Below are 12,224 nucleotides of genomic sequence, written 5' to 3' on the forward strand. Positions count from 1 at the left end.
TAGCTCTCATCCTTATTCGGCGGTTCTTGCTAGGCTAAAGACGTCGCTACTATTAAGGTTGAGCTGTGAATCAATACGCTGTTATCTGTTTGGACAATAATCCGGTTAGCATTGAAAGAATACGTTCGGAGCTGGCTCCGTTGGCTTCTGTATTCGATATTTATACTGCCGAGAACATAGAAGACGCACATCACGCATTAGAAGATATTCATGATCACAACCAAACCGTTGCCTTGGTGATCACTCATCATCATTCTGAATTTAATGGCGTGCAATTCCTGATTGAACTTCAACAGTTGCCCCATAGTAATACCGCAAGAACGATATTAGTCAGCGCTTCGTCAGACATTCAATCCATTTTAACCGCTGTGAATGAAGGTAGGCTCAACCACTGTTTAACCAAACCGGTTCAAGATCAGGTTCTGTTCAAATCAGCGCAAAAAGAGCTGACCTCTTTTGTTATCCAATACGACTCAGAAAACCTGCTCTCTTACAGCGATGCATTGGATCAACAACGCTTACTCAGAGCGCACATTGAGCAAAAGATTCACTCTTTCCAATCGGGTTTCATTCACGATTACCACCAGCTTTCGGATAATGCCCTTGCAGAACGTGTCGTCAGTGCCTTACAAGATGTGTTTTCAAAAGATGACAAAACTAAGGCCATTCGTGACTATTCCCCTGAGCATCTACTCACTGTGGAAGGCGAAGACAATCGCTTTTTATGGCTGATCATTAAGGGTGAAGCAGCTCTTTATAAGAAAGATGAACTTGGGCAACAGCGGGAAGTGGTACGTCACTCCAAAGGGAACATTGTTGGCGGGATGTCATTTGTAACAGGCGAGCCTTCGTTTTCTACGGCGATCACCCTAACGCAGACTCGCGTTATCAAACTGGATAAAGATAGCTTTGCTCAGGTGATGCATTCAAACAATACCCTGCTGCCTTTATTTACCAATCTATTGCTCCGTCATTTTAATCGACGTTTGCAACGCAGCATCACCAATAAGATCAAACTGCAGCAGACACTAGAATCATTAGAGTCTGCACATCAACAACTGATCGAGAAAGAGAAAATGGCGATGCTCGGGCAGCTAGTCGCGGGAGTCGCACATGAGCTGAATAACCCGATTGCTGCCATATTAAGAAGCATCGAAACTCTGTCAGACCATCTCGACCAAATATTGGCAAACCTATCCGTTCCAGAGTCCAATAAAGGGACTGACGTACTGGCACATTCAAAGTTAGCTAAGCCACTATCAACAGCCCAAGAAAGACAGCTCGTAAAGCATCTTACGTCGACGATTAATGACCGTGCTTTAGCAAAAAAAGCCGTGAGACTAAACCTAAGCCAAGACTCTACGGTTCTAAACACATTAAAGGCGTCCCCTGTCGCAGGCAAAGAGCTGCTCAATGACTTAGAGCATTACCATTATGTTGGAAACTCTATCCGCTCAATTCAAGTGTGCAGCAAGCGTATTGCCGATATGGTCAAAAGCTTAAAAAGCTATGCTAGAGAAGATGAAGAAGTTCGCCACTACACAGATATCCACGAAGGGCTTGAAGATACCTTAGTGATCTTCGAAAACAGGCTTAAACACCACCAACTCGAAAAGCATTACGATACCGACTTACCGCCTTTATTGTGCCAGTCGCTCTCGCTGCAACAAGTGTGGACCAACCTTATCTCCAATGCGCTCGATGCCCTATCTGAACGAGGAAAAGTGACCATCACCACTTCTCAACAGACAAAAGGCGACGACGCGTTTCTTGTGGTGCAAATCTCCGATACTGGCCACGGCATTGCCAAAGAAGACATCAACACCATTTTCAACCCAAATTTCACGACTAAAAAAGAAGGCAACTTTGGTTTAGGGATTGGGTTATCCATTTCTCAACAAATCGTTTCGGCTCATCAAGGGTTTATTTTGGTGGAGTCAGAGGTAGGCAGCCATACAAACATGCAAGTGTGGCTTCCATTCAAACAAGAAGGAGCACCTCATGAATAAGTACCTAATTTTATGTGTCGATGATGAACCTGAAGTTCTCAATAGTGTCCTTCAGGACTTGGCGATATTTGAAGAGAACTTTCTGGTTGAAGGTGCAGAGTCGGTCGATGAAGCCAAGCAAGTAATCAAAGAAATGGGACAAGATGGTATTAAGCTCGCGTTAATCTTATGCGACCACATCATGCCAGAAGAAACCGGCATTGATTTTCTGATCGAACTCAACCAACACGACGCTACTAAACCAACGCGTAAGCTGTTGCTCACCGGGCAAGCTGGGCTAGAAGATACCGTCACAGCCATTAACAACGCAGCACTTGATTTCTATATTTCAAAACCTTGGCAAGGCGACCAACTGAGAGACACGATTACTCAACAATTGACTGACTATGTCATTGCCAACGACAAGCAATTGCTAAACTGGACTTCCATCTTAGATACCGAGCGCATACTGACTTCAATGGCGGATAAACGCACCAGTTTTGGTGAATAGCACTGATTGGTTAATGGATACTGAGAATAGCGTCATCCGATATAAAAACCTTCCGAATGTATACAAATTTTGGATAATTCGCTCGTCTATTTTTCTCATTCGCCCTAAACATGAGATCTCCGTTACATACTGATCCTTAATTTGCTTGTTTTTTAACTAAATGAGTAAGGTTTTACATTTTAAAGGATTACTTTTCCGTGAGTTAGATTAAACTGTCTCAATGTTTATGGTTTGCCGATTTGTCTCAAACCAAAGGAATTAACACTAATATAGGTTTACGGTCGTTATGCGCAAAATTCTACTTACTACCGCTATGCTATTGGCTTCTGGTCAAGCACTAGCTGTTGATGAACAACCACAGGTAATGAGCAACTTTAACTATGATTACTTTGAAGCACGTATCGGTGCTAGCCCAGTAACATTTGGTGGTGCGTTCAGTAAGTCCATTCACCCGAACGCTCACGCTATAGCACGTATCGATTCAGAATTTGAAAGCGATTACGACTCAGCTGTAGGTCTTGGTTTCCACGCTCCATTAAACAACTGGGCAGACCTAACAGGTGAAATGCTAGCTCGTATCGTTCAACCTGAGAACTCAAGCTCTACTGATATCGGTATGGAAATCAACATTGGTGTTCGCCAATGGCTTGGTCCACAACTAGAAGTTGGTGGTAAAGGTGGTTACGTTTCTATCGATGACAACGATGATTGGACAGGTTCTGTTTACGCGCGTTTCCACTCTACAGAGCTTTTCTCTTTAGGTGCTGAAGCTCGTATTAACGACTTCTACGGTGACCAACTTATGTTCACTGCTCGCTTCAAGTACTAATACTTAAAGCTCAAGCCCTAGCAAATAAGCTCTCTATGAGCACTTAGCCTTTTGATACTTAGTCTTTTAAGAAATCCGGCTAAGACAGAAACAAAAAAACCGAGGACATTCCTCGGTTTTTATTTATTAACAGTAATCTTAAGCATATAAGGTAAACTTCTTTAGTGGCAGCTCTTTAGTAATTGCTGCTTGCGTGGCTCTTGTAATAGTTTCCAGTGAATACCATCAATTGCACCCGCAAATTTCCAAAGTAGTTTTAGGTCAACATCGTTTCCGTACGCTTCGCGAACCTTATTAAACACTTCAGGTGCGCCCAACTGCATAAACATTGAAACATCATCCACACCCGCCTTTTTAACCATGCGCTCTAACGTAAGCTGCATGTTTGGTAGATCTCTTAATCTACGGCTAGCTGATGACTTCTTGAAGCTACGCTGCTGAATTGAATTATCGATTGAAGTACGAATAATACTATCCAATTCAGGATGTTCACAGGTAAACAGATCCGTAATGTCGTAATAGTTTACGGTTGCTGTTGTCTGCTTCTTTACATGACGATACTTTTCACAATCAAGATCGGTCAGTTTTTTATCTAATGATTTTCCACCTCTAATGAATAAACAACCTTCACTCAATAAAGCGAACATAGCGTCATTTTGAAAGAGGCCAATACCTCCGAACATAGAACGTTTTTGATGCTCACCAAATTGATTCACGTAATTAATAAATGCTGTCTCGGTCATATCCGTTGATCCTTAATCAAATTACCCCGATTAGGTTGATCACCAGACAAGCAGCTTGTTATGCGAAAATTTTAAATCTATTTTGTTATTCTATAGGTGAATATTATGGTTTCGTTTTTCACCTTTAAATAAATCATACTTCGAAAAGAAAAATAAGTCTGGACTTAGTTCACATCAATCAATTGAGTATTCCGGTTTTTCATGATTGACTTCACAGTAAACTATCAAACCATGCTTGAATTTGGACACCTAGTGATACACCGGTTCAAATTATTAAAGGTTATGTAGACGGGTGAGTATTGCCTCGCAGCATCGTGGCTTGTAAAATGGCAGGACAGACCTGTTTTTACTTTTTATATGAATCATTTATCGTTTTTCTGGCTACCTCAAAATAAGACTCTTCTCTTAAAGGGTCTAGAATCAGAGTTTGCCCAACTTGTTGGACATTCTATCTCAGCGGGAAAAATAACACTTCCTCCTATCCCTAACGTTGTACTGAAGATTCAATCGCTTTGTACCCTTGAATCAACTGGGATTGCTGACGTTGCCGAGTGCTTACTCGAAGACCCAGGCCTCGCTGCTATTGTCATTCGTGTGGCTAACTCTGTGGTCTTTAACCGACGTAATATTACTTGTGTTGATATTATGACGGCGGTGTCGCGCCTTGGCATATTAAGAGTACGTGACATCGTGACGGCTCAGGCTATTGAGCAACTCAAACACTCAGTCAACCTCAGTAAAGAATGTAATAAGGTATTGGTTCAGAGCGCTTCTGTATCAAAAGAGCTGGGCGCTACTATGGTGCTTGTTACCAACAGCTTCAAAGAGCTCTCCCCTACTGAATACCGTTACCTTGAGCATGAAAAATCGCTGCTTGTTGGATTACTGGCTGATATTGGTTTGTTCTGTTTGGTTAGCGAATACCACCTCTACCTCGAAAATGGCAATTACCTAGATCACGACATCGCTCTACAAATCTTCCAAGGCCAATGTTCTGCTACCAGTAAATTGGTGCTTAACCGTTGGGGCTTCGACAGCGACTTTATTGATGTGTGCAGCAATACCATCAATAACCACGAACAGCGTGAAGTCTCTTACTTAGATATCGCTCGAATCGCTAACCACCTGCTGATGTTCAGAAACAAGGATGAGAACATCGATGATCACGAAGTTGAACTTAACGTGACAGGTGCAGAGGTGCTTTATAAATTAAGCAACTTGAGCAAGCATGATTTTAATGCAAAGCTAAGCGACGTGATCAATACTAGCGGCTTCTAAGTCACTGTTAAATTACAAGTAAGTGTAATATGAAGTAAATGCAATGGGGAAAGCATGTTTACAGGGATGATCTTTATATTTGCGCCACTCGTCGTGGGGTATCTTTTTGCAATTTCGAACGCTCAGACATTAGAATTTATCAACCGCTCAACATCGCGGTTGATCTACGTGATTCTGGCGTTAATGGGACTAAGCTTAGCCGCCCTCGATAACCTAGGCAGTAACCTGCAGACAATCCTTCTATATACCGTCACTTTCTTTGTCTGCTTAAGCGTATGTAACCTAATGGCACTGCCCGCTATTGATAAGTTATTGCCACTCAAAACCGACAGTAGCAAGAAGAAGCTTCCCCTCTCTTCTATGGCGATGGAATCTGCAAAACTCATCTTAGTGGTAGGTTCAGGGCTAATCGCTGGCTTAGTGCTGCCTATTGGCCTTGATTGGGTTGATACCGCAAGCGAATGGATTCTGTTTGTTCTTCTATTCTTTATCGGCATTCAGCTGCGTAATAGCGGACTCACACTTCGTCAGATCTTACTCAACAAGCACGGTATGGTTATCGCAATCACCATTATCATCACCTCAATGTTAGGTGGTGTAATCGCGGCTTACATCCTAGATATCCCTCTGTTCAAAGCCTTGGCAATGTCTTCTGGATTTGGTTGGTACTCTCTGGCTGGTATCTTAATGGGTGACGCCTTTGGTCCTGTCTATGGTGGCGCTTCTTTCATGCTTGAGCTGTTAAGAGAGTTAGTTGCCTTGGTACTGATTCCAGTGCTAATTCGCAGCTACCCATGCACTTCCATTGGTTATGCTGGTGCGACTGCGATGGACTTCACCTTACCGGTCATTCAAACAACAGGCGGCGTTCGATGTGTGCCTATCGCTATCGTCAGTGGCTTTATCCTCAGCTTGCTTGTTCCGATATTGATGTTGTTCTTTGTATCTCTTGCTAACTAGATCGCAGGAATAGCGTTTGTTTTAGATTAGAATGCAACTCGAATACCAATGCCCAAGACACCGATACAGTTACCGAAATAAAAAGACACTAAGTGTCATTGCTCAACAAATAACGATCACGGTAACCTGTAACGACAAAGTTATAAAAAGAATAAACTTACAAAAGGAACCACTATGAAACGCCTTTGCGTCGCATTACTGCTAGCTTCAACTTCTACTTTCTCTTTTGCAGCAGATTCAATGTCTGAGACAAACCAGTGCCAAGCAAAAAAATATGATGCGTACATCGACGCTTCTTTGAATTGGTATGCCGACCTTGCTGCATTAACCTCTGAGCAATATCCAGAGCTAACAGAAGTGAGTGAGTGGTTCCTAGAAGGTCGTAAGCACCACTTTGAGCTGAATCGTGCTGCGGTTCACTACTACTTAGTAAACGACTCAAGCAAAGTGGCAACAGAGCAACCTGTAGAAGGCTGGTTGCAACTTGAGCAACACGACATTAAAACGCTATCAACACGTGATGATGAGCTTGGTAAAATCGCGAAAACAACATTCGATGACCGCCAATCAACGCCTCACGCTCAAAACTACGAACTACGTTCTGCCTTTGCAGAGCTGCTTAGTCACCCTAAGCAAATCGACTCAGCGCTGCAGCGTTACAACCAGTCGATCAGTAAACTTGAAGCGATTAAGTGTAAATAACCCCGCATTTAATATGCTTTTTTGAGAAGTTGGATTTCATAATTAAGACGGGACATTGTTCCCGTTTTCGTTTAGATTGTCCCGCTCGCGTCAATATTAGAAAAATAACTCGCTTGCTATGGTTACGGAACAAAAAACAGCAGATGTTAGCTTCGACAGTCTTCTACGTATCTTCACGGTACCTGAAGGCCCAGATTCAACACTCACTCAAATTGAAGACAAACTTTCACGAAACCTGAATCAATTCTTACGTGAACATATTGTGGCTGAAGAAAAGCCGCTGCGTGAAATTGAGAAAGATTTTTCAAATGCTCATATCCCAGAGCAGCCTGAGTTTGTTTCTGAACATACTGAGCATCTCCTCGATTCTCTTGTGTCTCATTCGGTTCACACGTCTTCGCCAAGTTTTATTGGCCATATGACCTCTGCGTTGCCGTACTTCCTGATGCCGCTTTCAAAAATCATGATTGCGTTGAATCAGAATCTAGTAAAAATCGAGACCTCAAAAGCTTTCACTCCCCTAGAACGTCAAGTTCTGGGCATGTTACATCGCCTGATTTATCAAGATAGTGACCAGTTTTATTCTCGTTGGATGCACAGCGCAAACCACTCTTTAGGTGCGTTTTGTTCTGGCGGTACCATCGCGAACATTACAGCGCTCTGGGTTGCACGTAACAACGCACTAAAAGCGCAAGGTTCGTTCAAAGGTGTAGAAAAAGAAGGCCTGTTTAAAGCCATGAAGCACTACGACTACGAAGGCCTTGCCATCTTAGTCTCTGAACGTGGCCACTACTCTCTGAAAAAAGCCGCGGATGTCCTTGGTATTGGTCAAGAAGGTCTAGTGTCTGTTAAAACAGATAACGACAACCGTATTTGTACTGATGATTTAAGACTCAAGATCGAGCAGCTCAAGCAGAACAAGATCAAACCTTTCGCCGTCATTGGTGTGGCTGGTACAACCGAAACCGGTAATATCGACCCGCTAAGAGACATTGCTGAGGTGTGTGCCGAATCCGATTGTCATTTCCACGTTGATGCAGCTTGGGGCGGTGCGACTCTGATGTCTAACAATCATCGTCACCTACTTGATGGTATTGAACTGGCGGATTCAGTCACGATTGATGCGCATAAACAGCTTTATATCCCTATGGGTGCGGGTATGGTTCTGTTTAAGAAGCCAGATGCGATGACTGCGATTGAACATCATGCTCAATACATTCTTCGTAAAGGCTCAAAAGATTTAGGCAGCCATACGTTAGAAGGTTCTCGTTCAGGTATGGCAATGCTGGTTTACGCCGCAATGCACATCATTAGCCGCCCAGGTTATGAACTGCTGATCGACCAAAGCATCAACAAAGCGCGCTACTTTGCCGACCTAATTAAAGATCAGAGCGACTTCGAGCTGGTTTCAGAACCTGAGCTTTGCCTACTGACTTATCGCTATGTCCCTGAGTCAGTCAAAGCGGCACTGCTTAAAGCTGAGCCTGAACATCGTGTCGAACTGAATGAGTTGCTCAATGAGCTGACTAAGTTTATTCAGAAGAAGCAGCGTGAAACAGGTAAGTCTTTCGTGTCACGTACACGCTTAAACCCTGAAGCATGGGTACATCAGCCAATCATCGTTTTCCGCGTGGTATTAGCAAACCCACTAACAGGCAATGACATTCTTTCGTCAGTGCTTGAAGAACAGCGTGAGATCTCTAAACTAGCACCAAACTTGATGGGCAAAATCAACAAACTGGTTACGCAAATCAACGCATAGTCATTCAATTTTAGTTGCATCAAATTGAAAATTTCTTTCTTTTTGATGTAACTAAGCTGTCAGTTCATACCCATTTTGCATTCTTTTTGCTCAAACTCTCTTCCAATTCTGTAGTTTTCTAAAATTTTGTTGAGGTTTGTCATATTATTAAGCATTCATGCCCTGTTTTTGTATTAGTAAATAGTATGTTGGGTTTATACTGACTCTATGGTGCTAGTTAGCTTGATATCTATTTGACGCAGCAGTATTTACGAAACCGAATATACATCGGCTTTGTGTTTACTGATATTTGCTTCAGCCATACCCCCTGGTAAAAGATATTAACTAGCAAGTTGTTCTCTATACCCTTGTGAACACTATGAATACATTAGAAAAAATACAAAAAAACCTGGAAAATTTCAGCAAGTCTGAGCGCAAGGTAGCCGAAGTAATTATGGCTTCCCCTCAAACTGCAATTCATTCTAGCATTGCTACCTTAGCTAAAATGGCTGACGTGAGTGAGCCTACAGTTAACCGCTTCTGTCGTCGATTAGACACAAAGGGCTTCCCTGACTTCAAACTTCACCTAGCTCAAAGCTTGGCAAACGGTACACCTTACGTGAACCGTAATGTTGAAGAAGATGATGGTCCAGATGCTTATACGCATAAGATTTTCGAATCAACTATGGCTTGTCTAGACGTTGCTAAAAACAGTCTAGACGCGATGCAAGTAAACCGTGCTGTTGACTTGCTGACTCAAGCAAAACGCATTTCGTTCTTCGGACTGGGTGCCTCTTCTGCTGTCGCCAAAGATGCTCAAAACAAGTTTATTCGTTTTAATATCCCAATCACATGTTTCGAAGACATCGTGATGCAACGAATGAGCTGCATTAACTGCAGTGATAACGACGTTATTGTTCTTATCTCTCATACTGGCCGCACTAAAAGCCAAGTTGAGATTGCAAACTTAGCGCGTGAAAACGGTGCGACAGTTATTGCTATCACAGCAAAAGATTCTCCACTGGATAAAGCGAGCTCGTTGTCTATTTCTCTGGATGTTCCAGAAGACACTGACGTTTACATGCCAATGGCAAGTCGCGTTGTTCAGATGACGGTTATCGATGTGCTAGCGACAGGCTTTACGCTACGTCGTGGTTCTGGTTTCAGAGAGAACCTAAAGCGCGTCAAAGAGTCACTTCGTGATTCACGTTACGAGAAGTACTCTCAGTTCTAATCTGCTTAGTCATGAACTGAAAACAGATGACCAGAGAACAAGTTGAATTAAAAAAACGGAGCCTAGAGCTCCGTTTTTATTTGTCTGTATAAAATGACTTATACAACGAACAAGTTTAAGACCGTTAGATAGTCCAACTATTGCCCTTCTCAACCACGCTGTTTTCGGACGCATAAGAATTGATAATGGTAAAGCTCGACTCGACAGCTGGTTCTTGCCCAATTTGATTCATTGAAGCTCCCTCATGATGCCCTTCTCTACAACTGCACTTCTCGCATACTTGCTTCAAAATATGCACGAGCCTCTCTTGGTTAAGCGGCAAAGGGTTTCCTTTAATCGCCACTGATTTGAGCGCGTCGGCAGACACCTCATCAAACTGGGCTTCACAGACACCAAATTCCAACAAGTTGGGTAACTTAAGCGTATCAAGCACTTCCGATAACCAAGAAATTGCCTCCTCTTCTATTGCTTCTACGTTACCTGTTACTATCTGAGCGATTCGCTGATAACGCGCTAGGATGTCGCTTCTTTGCTGCTCTTTTGCAACGGCTATGTTCTCCAACATCACAAACGGCGCTAAACGCGCGGTAATCACACTATGAGGCGCAGAAATCTTACCTCCTAGTGCGGAGGCTAAACCATGGGCTGCGCCAAGCTTGGCATTAGTTATCGCCATACCACCGAGCATAGAAGCGAAAGCAAGATCAGAACGCGCTTGAGGCTCATCATAAACACACGCTTTAACCACAGAACCACTCAACTTACGCAGCCCTTCTTCACAAATCATATCGGTTAACGGATTCGGTTCACCACACACGTAGGCTTCCATTAGATGAGTAAAGGCATCCATCGCACCTCGCCCAGATAGATATAGATTGGTTCCATGAGTTAGGGTTGGGTCGACAATCGCAACGTCGGCCAGCATGTCTGGGCTTCTCAGGCTGATTTTCACTTGGTCTTGGCCTGATTTCAGCACCGCGTTTTTAGTGACCTCGGCGCCGGTACTCGCTGTGGTTGGAATTGCGATAAACGGAAGTGGTTTGGTTTTAAGAGGAACATTACGCCCGACCACTTCAACATAGTCATATAAATTGCCTTGATTAGGTAAAACCGCAGCCAACGCTTTGCCCATATCGATGGCGCTACCGCCCCCCATGGCGACAACCATATCTGGCTTAAATCGACGATCAGAAATAGCCGCCTCTTCAACCATTTTGATATTAGGTTCACCGGAAACGGCAATGTGCTGATAACGCATACTCTGCGCATCAAGATAGTCAGTAACAATTGAAGTGCGCTCTAATGTATTGCCTGTAACCAATAGCACGCTGTAGCCATATTGATTAAAGAGAGACAATGAAGCGGAAAGTGCTCCATCACCAAAGATGATCTTTGTAGATGTCATAAATTGAAACATGGTGCCTCCTGCGCCTATGACCGAACAAAACTGCGAACTCTTGGTTATTGGAATTTAGCCTTTATATAGTGCATCAGTATTAAGATGCCTCGTTCTGTATGCGCTTTTTTTGACGAAGTGCAACTTGTCGCATTAAAGATGGATTAATGTCGTATTCTTAGGGGTAATTCACACTCTTAAATTAAGGGTAATCAATCTGAATACCCATCAGAAATCAGCATGGATCCTTTTTGTGACCATTATTTGCTCTGATAGACAAAACCTATTGTATTAAGAGGTAATTCCATCTTTATTTCCCCATGGCATTGAGGCATAGTTGGTTTTATGAAATTTTGAGTGGCATTCACTAAAGAATAGTTAACATAATCGAGTTAACGAGCCTCATCCCGTATTTAGGAGAAATTAAATGTTTGTAGTTATTTTTGGTCGCCCTGCTTGCCCATTCTGTGTTCGTGCAAAAGAGCATGCTGAAACTCTTAAAGCTAAACGCGATGACTTCAACTACCGTTACGTTGACATCCACGCTGAAGGTATCAGCAAAGCTGATCTAGAGAAGACTGTTGGTAAACCTGTCGATACAGTTCCACAAATCTTCATCGACCAAGACCACATCGGCGGCTGCACAGAATTTGAAGCATACGCAAAAGAAAACCTAGGTCTTTTCGACTAAGCTAGGATTTCTCAAACGAGAATCAGGGCTAAAGCCTTAAACAGCTGACCCATTTAGGCGTTAGACTGTACGATTTATAGAAAGCCCGCTCACTGTAGCGCAATGCCGTTCGGATAAGCATTACTGTTTGAATCTAAACGGATATTTAGCT

General features: G+C 43.0%; 11 protein-coding genes. 9 read left to right on the top strand and 2 right to left on the bottom strand.

Going from position 1 to position 12,224, the window contains the following annotated elements:
* Positions 1-65 precede the first annotated feature (65 nt).
* The 3 genes from ACED46_RS05720 (at position 66) to ACED46_RS05730 (ending at position 3,328) form a co-directional block, all read left to right on the top strand.
* Positions 66-2,009 carry an ATP-binding protein gene (locus ACED46_RS05720; protein ID WP_371721061.1) on the top strand — a complete coding sequence of 648 codons (1,944 nt, stop codon included), beginning with the start codon at positions 66-68 and terminating at the stop codon, positions 2,007-2,009.
* Positions 2,002-2,499 (top strand): response regulator, encoded by a 498-nt coding sequence (locus ACED46_RS05725; RefSeq protein ID WP_017065410.1) that lies wholly within the window; start codon positions 2,002-2,004, stop codon positions 2,497-2,499. Before ACED46_RS05720 ends, ACED46_RS05725 begins: the two co-directional genes overlap by 8 nt.
* 286 nt (positions 2,500-2,785) lie before the next feature.
* Positions 2,786-3,328, top strand: a complete 543-nt coding sequence (locus ACED46_RS05730) for a hypothetical protein (RefSeq protein ID WP_017065409.1) — start codon at positions 2,786-2,788, stop codon at positions 3,326-3,328.
* Between the two features lie 161 nt (positions 3,329-3,489).
* Here ACED46_RS05730 and ACED46_RS05735 read toward each other — a convergent pair whose 3' ends face one another.
* Entirely contained in the window at positions 3,490-4,071 is a 582-nt protein-coding gene (locus tag ACED46_RS05735; protein WP_017060401.1) for a TfoX/Sxy family DNA transformation protein, read from the bottom strand.
* Between the two features lie 357 nt (positions 4,072-4,428).
* On the opposite strand from ACED46_RS05735, the gene ACED46_RS05740 reads away from it, so the two are divergent.
* From ACED46_RS05740 to ACED46_RS05760, 5 genes are all read left to right on the top strand, one after another.
* On the top strand, positions 4,429-5,349 hold the full coding sequence (locus tag ACED46_RS05740) for an HDOD domain-containing protein (protein ID WP_017066065.1): 921 nt from the start codon (positions 4,429-4,431) through the stop codon (positions 5,347-5,349).
* Between the two features lie 54 nt (positions 5,350-5,403).
* A complete protein-coding gene (locus ACED46_RS05745; RefSeq protein ID WP_017071961.1) occupies positions 5,404-6,309 on the top strand; it encodes a lysine exporter LysO family protein in 906 nt (301 codons plus the stop codon).
* A 174-nt stretch (positions 6,310-6,483) separates the two neighbouring features.
* Positions 6,484-7,011, top strand: coding sequence for a hypothetical protein (locus ACED46_RS05750; protein WP_017066066.1), 528 nt, complete (start codon positions 6,484-6,486; stop codon positions 7,009-7,011).
* A gap of 118 nt (positions 7,012-7,129) precedes the next feature.
* Positions 7,130-8,773, top strand: a complete 1,644-nt coding sequence (gene panP / locus ACED46_RS05755; protein ID WP_017060397.1) for a pyridoxal-dependent aspartate 1-decarboxylase PanP — start codon at positions 7,130-7,132, stop codon at positions 8,771-8,773.
* Positions 8,774-9,131: 358 nt separating this feature from the next.
* Positions 9,132-9,986, top strand: coding sequence for a MurR/RpiR family transcriptional regulator (locus ACED46_RS05760; RefSeq protein WP_004734686.1), 855 nt, complete (start codon positions 9,132-9,134; stop codon positions 9,984-9,986).
* A 124-nt stretch (positions 9,987-10,110) separates the two neighbouring features.
* On the opposite strand, the gene ACED46_RS05765 is transcribed toward ACED46_RS05760, so the two are convergent.
* Positions 10,111-11,403 (bottom strand): iron-containing alcohol dehydrogenase, encoded by a 1,293-nt coding sequence (locus ACED46_RS05765; RefSeq protein ID WP_371721062.1) that lies wholly within the window; start codon positions 11,401-11,403, stop codon positions 10,111-10,113.
* A 406-nt stretch (positions 11,404-11,809) separates the two neighbouring features.
* Between ACED46_RS05765 and ACED46_RS05770 the strand changes: the two genes are divergently transcribed.
* The gene (locus tag ACED46_RS05770) at positions 11,810-12,073 is read left to right on the top strand and encodes a GrxA family glutaredoxin (RefSeq protein WP_009847069.1); all 264 of its coding nucleotides are present in this window, start codon (positions 11,810-11,812) and stop codon (positions 12,071-12,073) included.
* Positions 12,074-12,224: the final 151 nt, after the last annotated feature.

The sequence above is a fragment of the Vibrio sp. 1S139 genome, assembly GCF_041439475.1.
Classification (GTDB): domain Bacteria; phylum Pseudomonadota; class Gammaproteobacteria; order Enterobacterales; family Vibrionaceae; genus Vibrio; species Vibrio crassostreae_C.